A 21449-nucleotide genomic window follows, 5' to 3' on the forward strand; every position below is an offset into this window, starting at 1 on the left:
GGGCCGCCGGGCGGCTTGGGCGGCTACCGAAGCAAGATAACGCTACATTCAGGACTTTTGGTGCAGCACGGCAGCGGTTCTCAAACCTCTGGGCGAAGCATCGGGGGGTTGAGCAGGGTCGCACCTCCTGCTCTGAACAATTGCGCGGGCCGGCCGCCCTGGCGGGTCGTCGTACCGCCCGAGGGAACCAGGAAGCCCGGTGTACCGGTCACCTTGCGGTGGAAGTTACGGGGGTCGAGGACGACGCCCCATACCGCCTCGTACACCCGGCGGAGCTCCCCGACCGTGAACTCCTGAGGGCAGAAGGCGGTGGCCAGCGAGGAGTACTCGATCTTCGACCTGGCCCTCTCGACACCGTCGGCGAGGATCCGCGCATGGTCGAAGGCGAGGGGCTCGGGCGGCTCGGCAGCCCTCGCGGAAGTGCCCTCCTGCCCCAGCAGCACCTCCACAGGGGCCCACCGGGCACTGTGCGCGTCACCACCGGCCCGGGGCGCGGGCAGATCGGGCGCGAGTGCCAGATGGGCCACGCTGACCACCCTCATACGGGGGTCGCGTCCCGGGTCGCCGTAGGTGCCCAGTTGTTCGAGGTGCGCGCCGTTACCAGGAGCCGGGACCGGCGCCGAGGGACCCAGGGCGCAGAGTCCGGTCTCCTCCGCCAGTTCCCGTGCGGCGGCCGCGCCGAGGTCCTCGTCGGTCTTGACGAAGCCACCGGGCAGCGCCCACCGGCCCTGGAAGGGCGGCTCCCCACGGCGTACGGCCAGTGCGCACAGCGCATGGCTCCGCACCGTGAGCACGACCAGATCGACGGTGACGGCGAAGGGCGGAAAGGCCGACGGGTCGTAGGGCGACATGGAGTGATCATAGTCGTCTCTCTGACGATAAACACGCCCTTCGACATCCACGGTGCACTCCGATTCTCGTCTGCTCCTGCACTCCTCCCGCCCGTTCACAGCCCCAGTTGGAGTCCGGCAGCGGCTTCTTCGACCATCCCCAGTCCCAGTCTGCTGACGCGCACCGAAAAGGGCTCCTCTGTCACCCGTAGCCCCGACAACCGGATGGCGCCGAGCGGAGCACTGCTCATAGGCCGGAGCGCGACCGTCCCCGCCGGGGCATCAGGACGGATACCGACGAGGCTTGTGAGCAGATGGATCCCGGCGGCAGCGGACACGGCTGCCGGGCGGCAGGCCGCCGGGTGCGGCAGGGGAACACCGCCCTCGGTCCGCTGCACCCCCGCGTACATCTCCGGAAGCCGGTGGTCGAAGGCGTCGGCCGCGGCGAGCGCCCCGCCGAGCAGCGAGACAGCCTCTTTCTCGAATCCCGATGCCGCCAGCCCCGCCACCGCGAGAGCCGTCTCCTGCGCACGCACCGCACCACCGCGGTGCCCGAACGGGTTGTATCCCTGTTCCCTGGCGCCGAGGCTGCGGAGTCCCCAGCCCGAATCCATCGCGGGGCCGCCCAGCAGTCTGGCAACCTGCTCGGTCCGCACCTTGTCCAGCAGCCCGTTCGCGCGGCTTCCACCGCCCAGCAGTCCCGTGTCCAGAAGATGAGCCGCTCCGGCACTCAGATGCGGAACCAGCTGACCATCGCGAGTGCGCGCGGCCGCGGGTCTGCCCCCCGAACGGTCCTCGATCCAGAACACCTGCCGGAACCTGCTCCGGAGCCTGCCGGCCCATTCCCGCCAGGCGTCCGCCCCCGGGCTGCCGCACTCGTCGAACAGCTCGGCCGCGAGCACTGCGGCGCGATGGGCATGCGCCTGCGTCTCCGCACGCTGCAGGCCCCCAGCTCCGGCCTCACCGAGCAGGCCCTCCTCGTCCACCGCCGTGCGGAGCCACGCAAGACAGCGCTCGGCCGCAGGGAGCAGGGCCGCCACCTCCCGCTCCGCCAGGCCCCAGCGCCTGGCCTCCGCCAGCAGCACGGGAAAGAGCAGCGTCGCCTCCACCCCGGTACAGCTGGGTGGCAGATGGGGCCCCGCATCCCTGAGAGGGCCAGGGATGCGTCCGGCTTCAGGCCCGCTTCCCCCGAGCTGCGTGCGCGCAAGGCTGCGCAGCGCGGCGGCGGCCAGACGAGTCCCGAGGGGAAGCGTCATACGGGCGGTCCAGAGGATCTCGGCAGGCGCGAACCCGCAGCGCCATGGCACGCCCGCCACCGGGTAGATGTCTGCGGGGTGGCTGCGGTCGTGGACCAGCAACGCGCGCAGATCATCCAGACTGGCGCGCATCAGCGCCCCTACCCGCGAGTCGTCGCCGTCCGCACTCGCCGGGTGCGCCGCACCCCCCAGCAGAGAACTCGCCGGGCGGGACGGGGCATTCGTATGGATCCGGAGTTCGATCTCTCTGGATTCTCCCGGAGACAGTTCCAGCTCCCATCTGAGCAGTCCCGTAGCCGCGAACGCGTCCTGCGGTGGAGGGCTTGCGGTGACGATGGCATGGCTCCCTTCTTCCGCCCAGCGCAGACCGGCTCCATGGACGCTGGCGGGCAGTTCCGCTCCCGGGGAACCCGCGGCGACGGCTCCCAGGAATGCCAGGTCCGTGCCGAGAGCGATCTCCACCGGCACCCGAAGGGGCCGGTCCGATGCGCTGCGCAGCGTGATCCGCTCGATGCCATCGGCGGAGCGCAGGCGCTCCACGAGCAGTTCGGGGTCGGGCCCCGCCGCGCCGGGCGGGCGCACCACGGCGACGAACCGGGCGCGGCCGGCTCCGGTCAACCCGCCCCGGACGGCGACCGGTTCGCGTCCGGACACCCGGAGATGACAGCGGGAGAGGAGTCGTCGCCCCGACTGGTAGAACCCGTCGAAGCCCTGGCCGGTGAGCTGTCCGTGTTCAGGTGAGATGACAAGTCCGGGCAGCCCCACGCAGATCAACGCGTTGTGCACGGAGGGGAGTTCGGGCCTTCGGCGCGATACAGCCGCCGCCTGCCCCAGGGCGGGCGGCGCAGAAGAACGTTCCCCGGCTGCCCCGCTGGTTCCTGAAGGGACGCTGAGAGCCATCTTCCGCCTCCTGAGCGCTGCGACCGGTCGCGGCGGAGCCTCCGGCGCGGGCCGCCGCGCACCACCACCCGAATGAACGGCGCCGGACACGGCCGGGTCACGCCCGTACCTGTGTCCCGCTCTCATCGTCCGGTCCTCGTCCCACGCTGACCGCTGCGACGGCGCGAACGCCCCCGGCCGGCCGGTGCCCCCGGGCGGCTGGTCCCGGGAGGGGGGTCCTGGCGGGCTCCTGGTGGCTTGGGGGCTGCGCTCCTCCCGCTCTGCGGGGGTGGATTCCCCGTAGCGAGCCGGTCGCTCCGCTCGCGGCGCAGACAGTGCCGGAGCGCCTCGGGATCGAGACCTTCGTTGCATGCCTGGTGAAGCAGCCGCGCGAAGACGTACTCGGAGTCGAGGGCGAGTGCGCGGCCCAAGGCCACCCGGGCGCTCGGTTCATCCCCTGTCGACCAGGCCACCCAGCCTGCCAGGGTCAGTGGCGCCGCGGCGTATTCGGCATACGGTCCGACACAACGGCGCGCCAGCGCCCGCCACAGGCGCAACACCGATCCGGCGGACGGCCCTTCCATCCACTCGGCTGCGCGATCGCGGGTCGTACGGTCCTGGAGCCCGAGCAGGACGACGGCCGCTTCGTCGTCGGTCATGAGCTCGTCGTCGGCTGCGTCGGCCTCGGCCCAGCCCGGCGCCTGTGGTGTCCGCCCGATGCGACGGACAAGGCGGCGTGCGGCGTCCAGCGTCTCCTGTCCCACCTGTTCGCGATCGGCGCCTGCCAGGATCCTCGGCACCAGGGCGCCTGCCGCCTCGTCCAGCGCGCGTTCCTGCGCCGCGGTGCGCGGCGGCTGCCAGGGGGCCAGTCTGGCGTCCATCTCCTGGAGAGTTCCCCGCACCTGGATCCCCGCGTAGGCCGCGGCCGCGGCCATTACCGAAGTACCCGGCAGGGCCATGGGGTTCCCGTCGGGCGGACAGCACCGTGTGTCGGGGCAGCAGTAGGAGAAGAATCTGCCGTCGGAGATGCAGAGGGCTTCGGGAACAGGCACGTCCCGGGCGCCGCATGCCGTACGCAGATGCTGGGCGAAAGGGCGGAGCCGCTCCATGACATCCGCCGGGGTCTCCCCCGGGCCGGGGTCCTGGCAGAGGAAGACGATGATGCCTTCCGGCCGCCGGCCCCGGCTCTCACTGCCGGTGACCAGTCCGTCCGCGAGCTGGTCGGCGACCGGCTGCCACTCCTGCGGCGAGCGCGGGATACCGAGCCTGAGCCGTCCGCCGAAACGGCCGCGCAGGCCGTGCAGGGCGACCATCACGACCGAGTCGGTCGGGTGGAAGCCGAGCAGATAGGGCAATGCGTCGGCGAGCTCGGCAGGGCCGCGCAGGGTGACCTGCTCCTGGACGGGTGAGGGACCATGGGTTTCGTCGTGCGAGTTCATGGCTCGAAGGTCCCGCGATCCGGCGGAGTGCGCGACCCCTGTGGATAACAGTTATCCACAGGCAGGTCGGCACATTCGCCCATTGTCGGTGCGATCGGGTTGCATGGGGCCATGACCAACTCAGACCGCACCGCTCTCAGGGCATCGGCCGATTCCGTACTGGCCCGTCTCGTCGGCGACCACACCGGCGCCGCCACATTGCGCGAGGACCAGTGGCGGGCGATCGAGGCGCTCGTCGCCGACAAACGCCGGGCACTGGTCGTGCAGCGGACCGGCTGGGGCAAGTCCGCGGTCTACTTCGTGGCGACCTCGCTCCTGCGCGCGCAGGGCAGCGGCCCCACCGTGATCGTCTCGCCCCTCCTGGCGCTGATGCGCAACCAGGTGGAAGCGGCGGCACGCGCCGGCATCAGAGCGCGCACCATCAATTCCTCGAACACGGAGGAGTGGGAGACGGTCCAGGCGGAAGTGGCCGCGGGCGAGGTCGATGTGCTGCTGGTAAGTCCCGAGCGGCTGAACAATCCGGACTTCAGGGACGATGTGCTTCCCAAGCTGTCGGCGGCCACAGGTCTGCTCGTGGTCGACGAGGCCCACTGCATCTCCGACTGGGGTCACGATTTCCGGCCCGACTACCGGAGGCTGCGCACCATGCTCGCGGAGCTGCCGCCGGGAGTGCCCGTGCTCGCCACCACGGCCACGGCGAATTCCCGCGTCACCGCGGATGTCGCCGACCAGCTGGGGACAGGCGCGGGTACCGACGCCCTGGTACTGCGGGGTCCGCTCGACCGGGAGAGCCTGAGCCTGGGCGTCGTGCGGCTCCCGGATGCCGCGCACCGCCTGGCCTGGCTGGCCGACCACATCGACGAACTGCCGGGTTCGGGAATCATCTACACGCTGACGGTCGCCGCAGCTGAGGAGGTCGCCGCGTACCTGCGCCAGCGCGGCCACACCGTCTCCTCCTACACGGGCAAAACGGAGAACGCCGAGCGGCAGCAGGCGGAGGACGATCTGCTTGCCAACCGTGTCAAGGCCATCGTCGCCACGTCCGCGCTGGGCATGGGATTCGACAAGCCCGATCTCGGTTTCGTGGTGCATCTCGGTTCGCCCTCCTCCCCCATCGCGTACTACCAGCAGGTGGGCCGGGCCGGCCGCGGTGTGGAGCACGCGGAGGTGCTGCTGCTGCCCGGCAAGGAGGACGAAGCGATCTGGCAGTACTTCGCCTCCGTCGCCTTCCCGCCCGAGGAGCAGGTGCGGCGCACCCTCGACGTTCTCGCCCGGGCGGAGAGGCCCCTGTCGCTGCCCGCGATCGAGCCACTGGTGGAACTGAGGCGCACCCGCCTGGAGACGATGCTGAAGGTCCTCGACGTGGACGGCGCGGTGAACCGGGTGAAGGGCGGCTGGACCACCACGGGACAGCCCTGGACCTACGATGCGGAGCGCTACGCCTGGGTGGCCCGCCAGAGAGCTGCCGAACAGCAGGCGATGCGGGACTACGCGACCACGGACGCCTGCCGGATGGAGTTCCTGCGGCGCCAGCTGGACGACGAAGAGGCAGCACCCTGCGGTCGCTGCGACAACTGCGCGGGGGGCCGCTTCACCGCCGAGGTCTCCACCGCGGCACTCGACGGGGCGCGCGGCGAACTGAGCAGGCCGGGCGTGGAGGTGGAGCCCCGGAAGATGTGGCCGACGGGTCTGGCGGCGGTCGGCGTGGACCTCAAGGGGCGCATCGCCAAGGGCGAACAGGCTCTGCCTGGCCGGGCACTCGGCAGACTCTCGGACATCGGCTGGGGCAACAGACTGCGCCCGATGCTCGCACCACAGGCCCCGGACGGCCCGGTCCCGGACGCGGTGGCGGATGCGGTCGTGACCGTGCTGGCCGACTGGGCCCGGGGGCCGGGAGGATGGGCCTCCGGCGGACCGGACGCCCCGCCCAGGCCGGTGGGCGTCGTCACCATCGCCTCGCACACCCGGCCCCAGCTCATCGAGTCGCTCGGCCACCGCATCGCGGACACCGGGCGCATGCCCCTGCTCGGCCGGGTCGAGTACGCGCACTCTGCCCATGAGCGGATTCCGCCGAGCAACAGTGCACAGCGGGTGCGGGCCTTGCACGAGGCGTTCACCGTGCCACCCGGACTGGCGGCAGCACTCGCCTCTGCCGACGGTCCCGTTCTCCTGGTCGACGACCAGTCGGCGAGTGGGTGGACGCTCGCCGTGGCGGCCCGGCTGCTCTGCCGGTCCGGAGCGAAGGGGGTGTTTCCGCTGGTCCTCGCCGTACAGGGGTGACAGGAGGCGTCACCCGGGGCCCTGGTGGGCAGGGATGGACCAGCCACCCCTCAGATTCCCGTCAGCCGCGTGAATTGTTCGTTGCCGCCCGCCCGTGCGGCAGGAAGAATCGGGAGTGTTCCCCCGTACGGCCCGCCCGCGGTTCGGAAGGGCTGTGCCCCGGTGCGTCTCACCCGACCCTGCCCGCACCATGGGCGCGTATGCGAAGGGAGTACCGTGACCTTCGGATTCGCTCCGTCCGCCGCCCTGACAGCCTCCTCGACAGCCGTGTCCGCCGACTCGGGCAACCGGGCCGGGCGCCTGCTCGAACCTGCTGAGTGGGCCGCTGCGGGCATACCCCTGCTCCGTAGCCCTCGTGCCGTCGTCGGCGGACTGCACTCCAGACACCGCCCCACCGCTTCGACCGCCGTCGTGGCCGTGCTCAACCACGAGGAACGGCTCGTCGCCAGCGCCTCGTTCACCCGCCGTTCCGCCCCGGCGGACGGCTGGGACTTCCGTAACGCACTCCTTGATCATCTGCGCAGGGTCCTTCCGCACGACCTCCGCCGCCGCACGCCGGTCCGCACCGCCGTACTGCTCTACTGCCGTGAAGGGGACGAGCGGTGGACCGAGGAGGACGGGGCCTGGATGTGGGGGCTGCGCGATGCCTGCACACTGCATGGGCTGCGCTGCGGGGCGTACATCACGCTCACTCGGGGAGGCTGGCAGGTACTGGGCGAAGGCCGGGGCGGACGGCGGCCCAACCTGCTCTCCCGCCCGGCCGGCATCGGCGGCAGCGCGGAGAACTCTCCGCCGGCACCGCTGCGTTCAGGGGCACCGGCCGCGCTCCGCCGGGCTGCGGCCAGCTGACTGCGACGGCCCGTGGAGGGCCGACGACCGTCGTACCGGGGCCCGTTGGGGAACCAGTCGCGTTCGCGTACGCCGCAGACCGGTCGTACCGGACACGCCTCCGCCCGGCCTGCTCCTCGCGGAGACGGCCGGGCGGACGGGACGTACGGTTCAGACGCCCGCGCCGAGCACGGCGTTGACGCGCTGCGGGTCACCGCAGACGATCAGCAGTGCTCCCGCGTGCGTCCTGGCCGCGGGCAGTACCCGGGCCACGGATTCATCGGTTCCGCCGTTGAGCACCACCACCACGACGGGGCGGGCCTCAGCCCGTCCCACGGCGTCGGCGCTCGCGTAGAAGACGTCCTCACGGGCATCGTGCTGCGCCCAGTAGGCGGCTTCGCCGAAGGACAACTCGTGGGCCGCCCACGGGTGCTGCTCACCGGTGGTGAGCACCAGGACGTCACCCGGAGCGCGACCGGTGTCGAGCAGCAGGTCGACCGCTTCCTCCGCCGCGTCCAGCGCACCGTCCACCGGAGCGGGGATCAGCTGGATCTGCGGCGCGGAAGAGTCTCCCGCAGGGGTCTCAGGGCGGGTCTCCGGACGGTTGCCCGGCCGGTTCTCCGCACGCTGGGAAGAGGATGTCCGCTGCGTGGGAGGCGCGGTGGGCGCAGGCCTCGCAGCAGGACGGGGCCCCGGACGAGCGGGGCGTGGCACGGCCGCGGGTCGCGGGCCGGGTACGGGACGAGGGGTCGACGCTGTACGGCCGGCGGCCGGAGCAACGCGAGGACCCTGGGCACTCTCGTGAATCTGAGACTCCTCGGGGATGAGAGGCATGAATGGATGTCTATCAAACGGCGGCACACAAGGCACCACCGGGTGGGCACGTCAGTGCGATCCGGACGGAGTTTCCTCTGCCGGTGCGCTGAAAGTTCAGAAGTCGAACCCGAGTTGGCCCCCGCTTTCCAGCGCGACGGCCTCCGCGAGAGGACGGATCTTCTTCAGGTGCCGCCACTGCGGCAGCCCGTCCAGATAGGACCAGGAGAGCCGGTGGTGCGGGGTGGGCCCCCGCTCCTCCAGCGCGGATTTGTGCACGGGCGAGGGGTAGCCGGCGTTGTCCTCGAAGGCGAAGCCCTCGCACACATCGGACTCCGCCGCGGCGAGTTCGGCCATCATCGCGTCCCTGCGCACCTTGGCGATCACCGAGGCGGCTGCCACGGCAACGCACGACTGGTCGCCCTTGATCACCGTACGGACCCGCCAGGGAAGGCCGAGATAGTCGTGCTTGCCATCGAGGATCACCGCGTCCGGGCGGACGGGAAGTACTTCGAGGGCCCGCACAGCGGCGAGCCGCAGCGCCGCCGTCATCCCCAGATCATCGATCTCCTGCGGAGAGGCGTGCCCGAGCGCGAAGGCGGTGACCCACGACTCCAGCACCCCGGCCAGCTCCGTGCGGCGCTTCGGGCTGATCAGCTTGGAGTCGGTGAGTCCGGTCGGCGGTCGGCGCAGTCCGGTGACTGCGGCGCAGACGGTGACAGGGCCGGCCCAGGCCCCGCGCCCGACCTCGTCGACGCCGGCGACGGTCTTGGCACCCGTAGTGGCGCGCAGTGAGCGCTCGACGGTGTGCGTGGGTGGTTCGTACGGCATGGCGCCTGCCAGGTTACGCCGCCGGACACCTCCTGCGACACCCCGGTACCTCTCCCGAATTCAGCGACCGCTCCGGCGCAGCAGCGGCACCATCACTTCGTCGATCATCCGAGCGATGTCCTCATCGGGAAATTTGCTGCCGCACACCTTGGATCGGTACATCATCAACCCGGGGATCACATCGCAAATCAGATCGCCCACCGCATCCGAGCGGACATCACCACGCTTGATCCCGCGCCACACAACCTCTTTGAAGAGCTGCACGGACGGCTCGGCAACCCGCCTGATGATCAGCTCATGGAAGCGTTCCGCAGTGGAGTTGTCACACTCGTGAAGTACCGCACGCAGAGCAAACCCTGGCGTTGAGAACATCGCGTCACGGATCCCGCGGCACAGCTGATAGAGATCCTCGCGCACACTGCCGTGGTCGGCCGATGCCACCAGTTCGGGCAGCGCGGCCCGCAGTGCGTCGGCGACAAGGTCCTCCTTGGACGACCAGCGCCGGTAGACGGCCGCCTTCCCGGTCCTGGCCCGGGCGGCGACCCCCTCCATGGTGAGGGCGTTCCAGCCGACCGCGCTCAGCTGCTCCAGAGCGGCTTCAAGGATCGCCCGTTCCAGTACCGGCCCACGGCGGCGCGGCGCCCCCTGCCGCTCCCCCGCGTCATCCGTCGAGCGCGAAGCAACCATCAGTTCCACTCCGTCGAGACCGGCCGATCCACGTTCACTTGATCAAGATTCCAGTGTCTCCGATATCCCGATGCAGGTCGACTCCCCGCACAGCCACCGTCCGCCGAATCTGTATCTAGTGAACGCTTGCGTTCACTAATCCGGACTCGTTACTGTCCCGGCGGGGGACACACCGGAACACCAACTCGGCCCAGGGGGAAGCTCTGTGACTTCTGATCACATAAGAACGGCGGACCGGCCGGACCCGTCACCACGCGACGCATCCGCACCAGCCACGACAGAGTCAGCCGTACCGGGCCCACCGGCCCGAGGCCTCGGCGCCCGTCCGGCGCACGCCGGCATCGCACTCCTGGTCATCGCAGCCAGCCAGCTCATGGTGGTGCTCGACGCCACGATCGTGAACATCGCCCTGCCGCACATCCAGACCGCGCTCGGCTTCTCCACCAGCAACCTCACCTGGGTCATCAACGCCTACGCGCTCACGTTCGGCGGGCTGCTCCTTCTCGGCGGCAGGGCCGGTGACCTGCTGGGACGCCGGCGGATGTTCATCACCGGCATCCTGCTCTTCACCCTCGCCTCACTGCTCGGCGGATTCGCCCAGGAGCCCTGGCAGCTGCTCGCCGCCCGCGCACTGCAGGGGGTCGGCGGCGCCATCGCATCGCCCACCGCTCTCGCCCTGGTCGCCACGACCTTCCCCGAAGGGCCCGAACGCAACCGCGCGTTCGGCGTCTTCGCCGGTGTGTCTGCGGGTGGTGGCGCACTGGGCCTGCTGGCCGGTGGCATGCTCACCGACTGGCTCGACTGGCGCTGGGTGCTCTTCGTCAACGTACCGATCGGCCTGTTCATCGCCCTGCTCGCGCCCCGGTTCATCACCGAGTCCGCACGCCACCCCGGCCGCTTCGACATCGCCGGGGCCGCCACCTCGACCGCCGGCATGGCCGCTCTCGTGTACGGGTTCATCCGTGCGGCCGACGACGGCTGGAGCGACTCGGTGACCGTGGGGTCCTTCATCGCTGCCGTCGTACTGCTCATCACGTTCATCGCCGTGGAACGCCGCTCCGCCCAGCCCATCACCCCGCTGCGGATGTTCGCCGACCGCAACCGGGCGGGCACGTACATCATGATGCTCAGCCTGGCCGCCGCCATGTTCGGGATGTTCTTCTTCATCGTGCTGTTCGTGCAGAATGTGCTGCACTACAGCCCCGTCAAGGCCGGGCTGGCGTTCCTGCCGGTCACGGTCGCCATCGTGATCGCCGCCGGGCTCTCCACCCAGCTGCTGCCCAAGCTCGGCCCGAAACCCTTCATGGTGACCGGCACCGTGCTCGCCACGCTCGGGACCGGCTGGCTGACCATGATCGACCCCGGAAGCTCGTACACCGGCGGTGTCCTCGGCCCCATGATTCTCTTCGGCTTCGGTATGGGCCTCAACTTCGTCACGCTGACGCTGACCGCGGTCTCCGGGGTGGCCGACCACGAGTCCGGGGCGGCGTCCGGGCTGCTGAACACCACCCAGCAGGTGGGCGGGGCGCTCGGGCTCTCCATCCTGACCACGGTCTTCGAAACCGCGAGCCGCCATGAAGGCACCAAGCAGGCCGCGAAGTTCCTGGCCGCCGGGGCCCCCGAGCAGAAGGCGGCCTTCGCGAAGTCGCACATACTGCCCGCCCCGTGGGGCGACGCGGTGCTCGCCCACGGCATCGGCACCGCCTTCATCGCCGCCTGCGCTCTGGCCGCGCTGGCAGCGGTCACCGCTATATTCGTCATCCAGGTCCGCAAGAGCGACCTGGAAGCGCTCAGCGGGTCCGCGGGTCCCGGCGCGATCTGACCGGGTCCCAGCGGGGCTGCGGCGCGCTTACGCACTCGACGCGCCGCCTCCCCGTCGCCTCGGGAGCAATCGCCCTCAACTCGGAGCCACCGCCCTCACCGCGCCATGGGAACCTACGCGGAGCCCTCGCGGTGAGGGCGTCACCTCACGGCAGACGCGATGGCGTCCACTCCGGGAGTTCCTCGGTCTGCTCAAGCCACTCGGCGGGCGGCGCCCCGCCCGCCCCCGCGGCCACGACACCTCCCGCGATCGCGCAGGTCGTATCGGTGTCACCGCCGACCTGGGCCGTCGTCCAGAAGGTCCGCTCGAAGTCGCCGAGACCCCGCGCGGCCGACCACAGTGCGAACGGCACCGTGTCATGGGCGCTGGTCCGCCGGCCGCACCCCAGGACCGCGGCGACCGTCCCCGCGTCGTCGTAGTCCAGCATGTCCCTGGCACGGCGCAGCCCCGCACCCACCGCGCTGCGGGGCACGAGCGCGATCACGCCGTCCAGCAGCTCGGCGGCGGACGGAGGCCCGGCGGGGGCGGCGGCCAGGGCGGCAGCGGCAGCCACTGCCATGCTCCCCACCACCGCCTCACGGTGCTGATGTGTCGTGTACGCGGCGATCTCGGCCTGATGGGTGGCCTGCTCCGGATCGTGCGCGTACCAGGCGCCGAGCGGCGCGATCCGCATCGCGGCGCCGTTTCCCCACGAGCCCTGGCCGTTGAAGAGCCCACTGGCCAGTTCCCGCCAGTCGCCGCCTTCCCTGATCAGCCGCAGCATCCGGTTGACCGCCGGGCCGTAGCCCCGGTCGAAGTCATGGCGCGCGGCGAAGGAAGCGGCGAGGGCGTCCTGGTCGATCCGGCCCTGCGAGGCCAGTACGGCCAGGACCGAACAGGCCATCTCCGTGTCGTCGGTCCACTGCCAGGGGCCGGTGGGCGGCTCGCGCCGGGCCAGCAGCGGGTAGTGGAGGGGGACGAAGAACTGGGAACCCAGGGCATCTCCGACGGAAAGCCCGCGCAGGCTGGCCCGAGCGCGTTCGAAAGCCTCGGGAAGAGACCCGGAAACGGGAGGAGGAGTGGAGTCAGCGGTCATCTCACCTCCAGCCTAACCGGTGACGCCGTACGGTTCGGGTACGCGCCAGTGGTCGAACGGCCGGTCCAGCGTGTACTTGCCGTCCTCCCCCAGCACCAGCGTCCGCGACTCCCCGTTACCGGGGTTGGACAACGCCTCGAACTCCGCCACCGACCAGTGGAACCAGCGCATACAGAAGAGCCTCATCGTCAGCCCATGGGTGACCAGCAGGACGTTCGGCGGATGGTCGGGAGCCTCGAAGCTGCGGTGGAGGCTCTCCAGGAACGAACCGACACGGTCATAGACATCGGCCCCGGACTCCCCCTGCGCGAACCGGTAGAAGAAGTGACCGTAGGCGTCGCGGTACGCCTTCTGCAGACGCACGTCGTCGCGGTCCTGCCAGTTCCCCCAGTCCTGCTCACGCAGCCGGGGCTCCTCCCTGACCCGTACCCGTTCCGGATCGAGACCGAAGGCCCGGAAGGTCTCATGGGTCCGGCGGTAGGGCGAGACATAGGTGCTCACCTGTTCCCGGCCGAAGAGTTCCCGCAACCGCGCCCCGGTCGCCTCGGCCTGGCTCCAGCCGTTCATAGTGAGCTTCAGGGCGTGGTCGGGTTCGCGTTCGTACACCGTGTCATCAGCGTTTCCCTCCGACTCCCCGTGCCGGACGAGAACGATGCGTTGTGGTCGTGCCATGCCAAGACAGTAGATCGGATCGCCGCCGGGTGCGGCGGTCCCCCTCAGCCGGCCCGTACGGGCAGCCCCTCCCTGGGTTTGTACAGGTGGGGGCGCGCGGCGGCGGCTATACGGTCCAGGACGGCTCCAACTGCACGACGTCGCCCGCCAGCGCCGCCACATCGGCGTCGGTCCGGGCCCGCAGCGCCAGCCGCTCGATCCGCTCCGGCCGGTACTTCCCGCGCTCGGCCGCGGACTGCCACATCGAGAGCACCAGGAACTCGTCTCCTGGCGCCTCCCCGAACATCCCGCGCAGCATTCCGGGCGACCCCGCCATCGCCGGGTTCCAGACCTTCTCCTGCATCAGCGCGAAGTGTTCGGCCCGCTCGGAGTGCACCCGGCAGTGCGCGACCCTGACCACATCCGCGTCCCCGAAGCGGGGTTCGAAACCCGTCCGCACATCGAAGCGGTACTCGAAGAGCTTGGCCTGCGGGTCCTTGAACGTGCCGGCCTGAGCGGCGGCAAGCCTGTCATGCGCACGCGCCATGAACGAGTCGTAGAAGGGCCGGCTCTCCCAGAAGGCGAACACATGCGCCACACTCCGCCGTCTGCGGCTCCACCCGCCCCCCTGTCCCCGGAATCCCGGCTCACCCAGCAGCCCCGCCCACCTCCGCTGCCCCTGTTCGAACCCTCTGGGGTCTGTCACCGTGCAGCGAATCCACTTGACCAGCACCGCGCCATCGTACGGCCAGAAGAGTGACCCCGGTCATGGTCCGGGTGAGCACATCCGGATCTTCCGCCGCAAACATCCGGCCTGCGGGCAATACCGGTCACATAGATGGGAATTCCGGTCAACCGAGCAGCCACAGCGATCTGTTCACCTGCGTTCGCGCCGCACGCACACAGCCCGGCCGGCGTACGGGATCCGGCGGAGAACACGCCGTGCACGGGACCCGGCCCACGGAAAGAGGGCGCCGACCAGGTGGTCGACGCCCTCTCCGGAGCGCTTCAGTGCCCTCGGCAGCCCGTGCTCAGGGACACCTCAGCCGCCTTGCTGCCCGTGTCAGCTGCAGCCGCTGGTCGAGCCGCACCCCTCGCAGAGGTAGCAGCTGCCCGCCCGGCGCATCTTCGTACCGCAGGAGAAGCAGAGCGGGGCGTCGGCGTTCAGGCCCAGCGTGATCTCCATCAGTTCGGTCGAGTTGTGCGCCTGCTTGGGCGCGGGCACCTCGGCCGCGGCCTCCGGCTGCGGCTCGGCCGTCTTCGGAGCCTCCACCTGGCGCGGTGCGGACTGGGACAGTCCCTCCACGTCCACGTCGTCGTCGCCCGCCTCGTACGACCCGGTGTCCAGGTGGCGCTGACGCTCCGCCGCCGAGTGGATACCCAGCGCCGAGCGGGTCTCGAAGGGCAGGAAGTCGAGCGCCAGACGGCGGAAGATGTAGTCGACGATCGACTGCGCCATCCGTACGTCGGGGTCGTCCGTCATACCGGCCGGCTCGAAGCGCATGTTGGTGAACTTCGAGACGTATGTCTCCAGCGGGACGCCGTACTGCATACCGACCGAGACCGCGATCGAGAAGGCGTCCATCATGCCCGCGAGGGTCGACCCCTGCTTGGACATCTTCAGGAAGACCTCACCGAGGCCGTCGTCCGGGTAGGAGTTGGCGGTCATGTAGCCCTCGGCGCCGCCCACCGTGAAGGAGGTGGTGATACCGGGGCGCCCCTTCGGCAGGCGCTTGCGGACCGGGCGGTACTCGATGACCTTCTCGGTCTTCGGCTCCGTCTTCTCCTCTGCGGGCTTGGCCTTGGCCGAGAGCGGCTGACCGACCTTGGAGTTCTCGACGTAGACGGCGAGCGCCTTCGTGCCGAGCTTCCAGCCCTGGAGGTAGATCTCCTCGACGTCCTCGACCGTGCTGGAGGCCGGCATGTTGACCGTCTTGGAGATGGCACCGGAGAGGAACGGCTGGGCGGCCGCCATCATCCGTACGTGGCCCATGGGCGCGATGGAACGCTCGCCCATGGCGCAGTCGAAGACCGGGTAGTGCTCCGGCCTGAGGCCGGGGGCGTCGACGACATTGCCGTGCTCGGCGATGTGGGCGACGATCGCCTCGACCTGCTCCGGCTGGTACCCGAGACGCTTGAGCGCCTTGGGGACCGTGTTGTTCACGATCTGCATCGAGCCGCCGCCGACGAGCTTCTTGAACTTGACCAGGGCCAGGTCCGGCTCGACGCCCGTGGTGTCGCAGTCCATCATCAGGCCGATGGTGCCGGTCGGTGCGAGCACCGAGGCCTGCGCATTGCGGAAGCCGTTCTTCTCACCGAGACGCAGGACGTCCTGCCAGGCCTCGGTGGCCGCGGCCCAGACCGGGCTGTCCAGGTCGTCGGTGCGGGTGGCCGACGCGTTGGCGTCCGCGTGCTGCTTCATGACGCGCTTGTGTGCGTCCGCGTTGCGGGCGTAGCCGTCGTAGGGGCCGACCACCGCCGCGAGCTCGGCGGAGCGCTTGTACGAGGTACCGGTCATCAGCGACGTGATGGAACCGGCCAGTGCGCGACCGCCGTCGCTGTCGTACGCGTGGCCGGTCGCCATGAGCAGTGCGCCGAGGTTGGCGTAGCCGATGCCCAGCTGACGGAAGGCGCGGGTCGTCTCGCCGATCTTCTCCGTGGGGAAGTCGGCGAAGCAGATCGAGATGTCCATCGCGGTGATGACCAGCTCGACGACCTTGGCGAAGCGCTCGGCGTCGAACGACTGGTTGCCCTGGTCGTCGTCGCGCAGGAACTTCATGAGGTTGAGCGAGGCGAGGTTGCACGACGAGTTGTCCAGGTGCATGTACTCGCTGCACGGGTTGGACGCGGTGATCCGGCCCGACTCGGGCGAGGTGTGCCACCGGTTGATGATGTCGTCGTACTGGATCCCGGGGTCGGCGCAGACGTGCGCGGCCTCGGCCATCTTGCGGAAGAGCGCCTTGGCGTCGACCTTCTCGATGACCTCGCCGGTCATGCGCGAGCGCAGACCGAACTGCGATCCGGTCTCGACCGCGTGCATGAACTCATCGTTGACGCGGACCGAGTTATTGGCGTTCTGGTACTGGACGGACGTGATGTCGTCGCCGCCCAGGTCCATGTCGAAGCCCGCGTCGCGCAGGGCGCGGATCTTCTCCTCCTCCTTCACCTTGGTCTCGATGAAGGCCTCGACGTCCGGGTGGTCGACGTCGAGGACGACCATCTTGGCCGCGCGGCGGGTGGCACCACCGGACTTGATCGTCCCGGCGGAGGCATCGGCCCCGCGCATGAAGGAGACCGGCCCTGACGCGTTGCCGCCGGAGGAGAGCAGTTCCTTGGACGAGCGGATACGGGAGAGGTTCAGGCCTGCGCCGGAGCCGCCCTTGAAGATCATCCCCTCTTCCTTGTACCAGTCGAGGATCGACTCCATGGAGTCGTCGACCGAGAGGATGAAACAGGCGCTGACCTGCTGGGGCTGGGTGGTGCCGACGTTGAACCAGACCGGCGAGTTGAAGCTGAAGACCTGGTGCAGCAGCGCATACGTGAGCTCGTGGTCGAAGAGCTCGGCGTCCTCCGGCGAGGCGAAGTAGCCGTTCTCCTCGCCGGCCTTGCGGTACGTCTTCACCACACGGTCGATGAGCTGCTTGAGGCTGTTCTCGCGGTTGTCGGCGCCGACAGCACCGCGGAAGTACTTGCTGGTGACGATGTTGACCGCGTTCACCGACCAGAAGTCGGGGAACTCGACGCCACGCTGCTCGAAGTTGACCGAGCCGTCGCGCCAGTTGGTCATGACGACATCACGGCGTTCCCAGACGACCTCGTCGTACGGATGCACGCCGGGAGTGGTGTGGATGCGCTCGCTGCGCAGCCCCTGCCGATTAGCGGCCGCCTTGGATCCCTTTGCGCGGGAACCTCGTGCCGGGCCGCTCGCCGTCTCTGTCATGCCGCCTCCCATATGCGGGCTAAAACGCCCAAAAGTGCCCAGTTCTTCCCGTGGCACTATGTCTGTCTGATGCCCGTGGCGCAGGAAGCACCTCAGGCAGGTCTCTGTCCGCCGGCCCCGGAGGGTCAGTCGGTGGCAGTGGCGGGCACGGGGACCGCGGGGGTCCCTCCGCACTCGCATTCCACTGCGGGGGGCTGCGCGTCGCGGAGTTCCGCGATGGCGGCCTCGAAGTCTTCGAGCGAGTTGAAAGCCCGGTAGACGGACGCGAAGCGCAGATACGCGACCAGGTCGAGTTCCTGCAAGGGGCCGAGTATGGCCAGCCCGACGTCGTGGGTGGTCAGCTCGGCGCCCCCGGTGGCACGCAGCGCCTCTTCGACCTGCTGGCCGAGTTTGGCGAGGGCGTCCTCGGTGACCGGCCGCCCCTGGCACGCCTTCCGCACACCCGAGATGACCTTCGTACGGCTGAACGGTTCCGTGACCCCGCTGCGCTTGATCACCATCAGCGAGGCCGTCTCGACCGTCGTGAAGCGCCGGGAGCAGTCGGGGCACTGGCGGCGCCGGCGGATCGACGTGCCGTCGTCCGTGGTGCGGCTGTCGACGACGCGGCTGTCAGGGTGCCTGCAGAAGGGGCAGTGCATGGTTCCCGACCCTCCTTCGCGGTACGACTGAATAGCCTCGCCGGGGCCGGAACGAGCCCCTCGAAGCAGCCCCAAGCATAGGCGATGACCCGGGACACGAGGGACCAGGGACCACAACTTCTGGGTGGCTGTTTCAATCCAACCACTAGATCTGGGGTTCAGCGCCACCTTCACGGCAGAGCGTGTCGCACCCGCACGCCGGGGCCGCCCGGCTCGGAAGAGGGTACGGGAAGCGGGTCGGCGACCGGATGCGGGCCCACCCGGCACCCGTCGGCGGGTGGCGCGCGGCGACGGCCCGGCGGCAGGCGGGGAAGGGGCAATGACAGACGGGCACCACCCGGCGCGACGCGGCCGTCCGCCCCCGCAGCACGGGATGCCGACAGCGGACGGTACCGTAATCGACCGAATTGCCTTTCGGCTACAGCCGCGCTCTTACACCCCTCACTGCGCTCATGTGAAGGTTATTTCGTTTTTTCACTCGAACGTGTGTTTGGCGCAACCTTTCGAAAGCCACTACCGTTGTCCAACTAGGGAGAGAACATCTCGAGAGGGGCCGACGACGTGACCACGACCGCAGACACCGCCACCATCACCGCCCAGGACCGTTCGCAGAACCGACTCGAGCCGGGGCATGCCATGACCGACGCAGCTACGGGCCCCGAGGGGCTGCCCCCACGACCCGCACGCTCGCTGCCCGGCCGGCCTCCGGGCATCCGGGCGGACAGCTCCGGGCTCACGGACCGGCAGCGACGGGTGATCGAAGTGATCAGGGACTCGGTACAGCGCCGTGGATACCCGCCCTCCATGCGTGAGATCGGCCAGGCGGTGGGGCTGTCCAGCACCTCGTCCGTCGCCCATCAGCTGATGGCCCTGGAACGCAAGGGGTTCCTGCGGCGGGACCCGCACCGCCCGCGGGCGTACGAGGTCAGGGGCTCCGACCAGCCCAGCACCCAGACCACCGACACCACGGGCAAGCCCGCCGCTTCCTATGTGCCGCTGGTCGGCCGGATCGCCGCCGGTGGGCCGATCCTGGCCGAGGAGTCCGTCGAGGACGTCTTCCCGCTCCCCCGGCAGCTGGTCGGCGACGGTGAGCTCTTCGTCCTGAAGGTCGTGGGCGACTCCATGATCGAAGCCGCGATCTGTGACGGCGACTGGGTCACGGTGCGCCGCCAGCCCGTCGCGGAGAACGGCGACATCGTGGCAGCCATGCTGGAGGGCGAGGCCACGGTCAAGCGCTTCAAGCGCGAGGACGGACATGTGTGGCTGCTGCCGCACAACGCCGCCTACCAGCCGATCCCCGGTGACGAAGCCACCATCCTCGGCAAGGTGGTGGCTGTGCTCCGACGCGTGTGAACACCGCGTCGGCCCTGAACAGGGCTCCGGAACTCACTGCGCCGGTTCCGGGGCCCTGCCTTTTTTCTGGCTTGTCTCCGGCCAGTCTCTGGCTTGTCTTTGGCCTGCCTCTGGCTTTCCTCTGGGCTACTTTCCGGTTTCCTTTTCCTTGGCCACTGCGTCGATCGCGGCGAGTGACCGGCGGACCTGGTTACGGTCCGTGGTGAACCAGAAATCGGGCAGCGAGGCCCGCAGATAGCTCCCGTACCGTGCGGTGGCCAGCCGGGGATCCAGCACGGCGACGACACCCCGGTCCCCCATGGCCCTGACCAGTCGGCCGGCACCCTGCGCCATCAGCAGAGCGGCATGAGTGGCGGCAACAGCCATGAATCCATTGCCGCCCCCTTCCTCGACCGCTTTCTGCCGGGCGCTCATCAGCGGATCGTCGGGCCGGGGAAACGGGATCCGGTCCATCACCACGAGCTGACAGCTGGATCCCGGAACATCGACTCCCTGCCAGAGCGACAGTGTCCCGAAGAGACAGGTCTCGGGATCTGCAGCGAAATTCTTGATCAGCTCACCGAGCGTCTCCTCACCCTGGAGCAGCACCCGCCTGTCCTGCCTGCCGCGCAGCTCCTCCGCAGCCGCTTGGGCGGCCCTCATCGAGGAGAAGAGACCGAGCGTGCGCCCACCCGCCGCATCGACCAGTTCGGCGAGCTCGTCCAGCATGTCCGAGCGGGATCCCTCCCGGCCCGGGGCGGAGAGGTGTTTGGCGACATACAGGATGCCTTGCTTGGCGTAGTCGAACGGTGACCCGACATCCAGGCCCTTCCACCGCGGGACGTCCTCCCCCTCGGTGCCCTCGGGTGAGAGTCCGAGTGAGGCACCGACTCCGTTGAAATCACCGCCGATTCTGAGCGTCGCGGAGGTGAGAACGACGGAGCGGTCGGCGAAGAGTTTCTCCCGGAGCAGTCCCGAAACGGAGAGCGGCGCGACCCGCACGGAAGCCCCGAATCGGTCATGCCTCTCGTACCAGACGACGTCGTACTCGGAGCCGAGCGTGATCCGCTCGGCCACGTCGTGGATGGACTCGACGGACGCAAGAGCCTGTTTCCGTACGACGTCCTCGTCCTGCACCGACTTGTCCCTGGTGGCACCGATGGCCGAGATCACCGTCCGGGCCGCGTCACGCAGGGACATCAGCGCATATCCGAGGTCCTCGGGGATCTCTTCGAGCCGACCGGGGAGCGCCAGCTCCATGACCCGTTCGAAGGTCTCGGAGGCAGTCTGGAGTGAGTCCGCCGCCTTCTCGTTGACGAGCTTCGCCGCACGCCGCACCGCCCGGTTGACCTGGCCCGGGGTGAGCTCGCCCGTCGCGACACCGGTGACCCGGGAAACCAGCTCATGGGCCTCGTCCACGATCAGCACCTCGTGCTGCGGGAGCACGGGTGCGCCCTCGATGGCGTCGATCGCGAGCAGGGCGTGGTTGGTCACGACGACGTCAGCCAGTTTGGCCCGCTCGCGGGCCGCCTCGGCGAAGCACTCTGCCCCGTAGGCGCATTTGCTGGCCCCCAGGCACTCCCGGGAGGACACGGAGATCTGGGCCCAGGCACGGTCGGAGACGCCCGGGGTGAGATCGTCCCGGTCGCCCGTCTCCGTCTCGTCGGCCCAGTCCCGCATACGCAGCAGGTCCTGGCCGAGCCTGCTGGTGGGGGCGGCCGCCTCGAACTGGTCGAACAGCCCCTCCTCCTCTTCCTGCGGTACGCCCTCGTGGAGGCGGTGCAGACAGAGGTAGTTGGACCGCCCTTTCAGCATGGCGAACTGAGGGCGTCGCCGCAGCAACGGGTGCAGGGCTTCGACCGTACGCGGGAGATCGCGCTCCACGAGCTGCCGCTGGAGGGCGAGCGTCGCGGTGGCCACCACGACGCGCTCCCCATGGGCCAGCGCGGGGACCAGGTACCCCAGTGACTTTCCGGTACCGGTGCCGGCCTGGACCAGCAGGTGGGCGTTGTCGTCGACGGCTTCGGCAACGGCCTCGGCCATGGTGACCTGGCCGGGCCGCTCCGTACCGCCCACAGCGGTGACAGCGGCGTGCAGGAGCTCGGGGAGGGAGGGCTTCGTCATAGCGGGACCACCCTACGGGGCAGC

16 protein-coding genes are annotated in these 21449 nt (G+C 69.7%); 4 read left to right on the forward strand and 12 right to left on the reverse strand.

Annotated features, from left to right (window positions below; translation table 11 throughout):
* Nucleotides 1–80: 80 nt before the first annotated feature.
* The 3 genes from ACFXBC_RS10730 to ACFXBC_RS10740 form a co-directional block, all read right to left on the reverse strand.
* Nucleotides 81–851: an NUDIX domain-containing protein gene (locus ACFXBC_RS10730; RefSeq protein ID WP_385021501.1), complete on the reverse strand. Its 771-nt coding sequence runs from the start codon at nucleotides 849–851 to the stop codon at nucleotides 81–83.
* Nucleotides 852–946: 95 nt separating this feature from the next.
* Nucleotides 947–2986, reverse strand: coding sequence for a glycogen debranching N-terminal domain-containing protein (locus ACFXBC_RS10735; protein ID WP_385021504.1), 2040 nt, complete (start codon nucleotides 2984–2986; stop codon nucleotides 947–949).
* Nucleotides 2987–3108: 122 nt separating this feature from the next.
* A complete protein-coding gene (locus ACFXBC_RS10740) occupies nucleotides 3109–4404 on the reverse strand; it encodes a DUF4192 domain-containing protein (protein ID WP_385021507.1) in 1296 nt (431 codons plus the stop codon).
* A gap of 111 nt (nucleotides 4405–4515) precedes the next feature.
* Between ACFXBC_RS10740 and ACFXBC_RS10745 the strand changes: the two genes are divergently transcribed.
* Together ACFXBC_RS10745 and ACFXBC_RS10750 are read left to right on the forward strand one after the other, a co-directional pair.
* Entirely contained in the window at nucleotides 4516–6684 is a 2169-nt protein-coding gene (locus tag ACFXBC_RS10745; RefSeq protein ID WP_385021510.1) for a RecQ family ATP-dependent DNA helicase, read from the forward strand.
* 216 nt (nucleotides 6685–6900) lie between these two features.
* A complete protein-coding gene (locus tag ACFXBC_RS10750; RefSeq protein WP_385021513.1) occupies nucleotides 6901–7533 on the forward strand; it encodes a hypothetical protein in 633 nt (210 codons plus the stop codon).
* Nucleotides 7534–7683: 150 nt separating this feature from the next.
* Here ACFXBC_RS10750 and ACFXBC_RS10755 read toward each other — a convergent pair whose 3' ends face one another.
* From ACFXBC_RS10755 to ACFXBC_RS10765, 3 genes are all read right to left on the reverse strand, one after another.
* Nucleotides 7684–8346: a hypothetical protein gene (locus ACFXBC_RS10755; protein ID WP_385021516.1), complete on the reverse strand. Its 663-nt coding sequence runs from the start codon at nucleotides 8344–8346 to the stop codon at nucleotides 7684–7686.
* A gap of 96 nt (nucleotides 8347–8442) precedes the next feature.
* Complete coding sequence (locus tag ACFXBC_RS10760) at nucleotides 8443–9156, reverse strand: ribonuclease HII (protein WP_385021519.1); 714 nt, start codon at nucleotides 9154–9156, stop codon at nucleotides 8443–8445.
* A 60-nt stretch (nucleotides 9157–9216) separates the two neighbouring features.
* Nucleotides 9217–9843, reverse strand: coding sequence for a TetR/AcrR family transcriptional regulator (locus ACFXBC_RS10765; protein ID WP_385021522.1), 627 nt, complete (start codon nucleotides 9841–9843; stop codon nucleotides 9217–9219).
* A 340-nt stretch (nucleotides 9844–10183) separates the two neighbouring features.
* On the opposite strand from ACFXBC_RS10765, the gene ACFXBC_RS10770 reads away from it, so the two are divergent.
* Complete coding sequence (locus ACFXBC_RS10770; RefSeq protein WP_385021566.1) at nucleotides 10184–11665, forward strand: MFS transporter; 1482 nt, start codon at nucleotides 10184–10186, stop codon at nucleotides 11663–11665.
* A 145-nt stretch (nucleotides 11666–11810) separates the two neighbouring features.
* Here ACFXBC_RS10770 and ACFXBC_RS10775 read toward each other — a convergent pair whose 3' ends face one another.
* From ACFXBC_RS10775 to nrdR, 5 genes are all read right to left on the reverse strand, one after another.
* A complete protein-coding gene (locus tag ACFXBC_RS10775; RefSeq protein ID WP_385021525.1) occupies nucleotides 11811–12740 on the reverse strand; it encodes an ADP-ribosylglycohydrolase family protein in 930 nt (309 codons plus the stop codon).
* Between the two features lie 12 nt (nucleotides 12741–12752).
* Complete coding sequence (locus ACFXBC_RS10780) at nucleotides 12753–13412, reverse strand: histidine phosphatase family protein (protein WP_385021528.1); 660 nt, start codon at nucleotides 13410–13412, stop codon at nucleotides 12753–12755.
* A 106-nt stretch (nucleotides 13413–13518) separates the two neighbouring features.
* Nucleotides 13519–14124, reverse strand: coding sequence for a YdbC family protein (locus ACFXBC_RS10785; RefSeq protein WP_385021531.1), 606 nt, complete (start codon nucleotides 14122–14124; stop codon nucleotides 13519–13521).
* 330 nt (nucleotides 14125–14454) lie between these two features.
* Complete coding sequence (locus ACFXBC_RS10790; protein ID WP_385021534.1) at nucleotides 14455–17331, reverse strand: vitamin B12-dependent ribonucleotide reductase; 2877 nt, start codon at nucleotides 17329–17331, stop codon at nucleotides 14455–14457.
* A gap of 125 nt (nucleotides 17332–17456) precedes the next feature.
* The gene (gene nrdR / locus ACFXBC_RS10795; protein ID WP_385021537.1) at nucleotides 17457–17969 is read right to left on the reverse strand and encodes a transcriptional regulator NrdR; all 513 of its coding nucleotides are present in this window, start codon (nucleotides 17967–17969) and stop codon (nucleotides 17457–17459) included.
* A gap of 561 nt (nucleotides 17970–18530) precedes the next feature.
* Between nrdR and lexA the strand changes: the two genes are divergently transcribed.
* On the forward strand, nucleotides 18531–19322 hold the full coding sequence (gene lexA / locus ACFXBC_RS10800) for a transcriptional repressor LexA (RefSeq protein ID WP_385021540.1): 792 nt from the start codon (nucleotides 18531–18533) through the stop codon (nucleotides 19320–19322).
* Nucleotides 19323–19448: 126 nt separating this feature from the next.
* On the opposite strand, the gene ACFXBC_RS10805 is transcribed toward lexA, so the two are convergent.
* Entirely contained in the window at nucleotides 19449–21425 is a 1977-nt protein-coding gene (locus tag ACFXBC_RS10805; protein WP_385021543.1) for an ATP-dependent DNA helicase, read from the reverse strand.
* Nucleotides 21426–21449: the final 24 nt, after the last annotated feature.

It is taken from the genome of Streptomyces sp. NPDC059398 (assembly GCF_042751845.1).
In the GTDB taxonomy this organism is placed as follows: Bacteria; Actinomycetota; Actinomycetes; order Streptomycetales; family Streptomycetaceae; genus Streptomyces.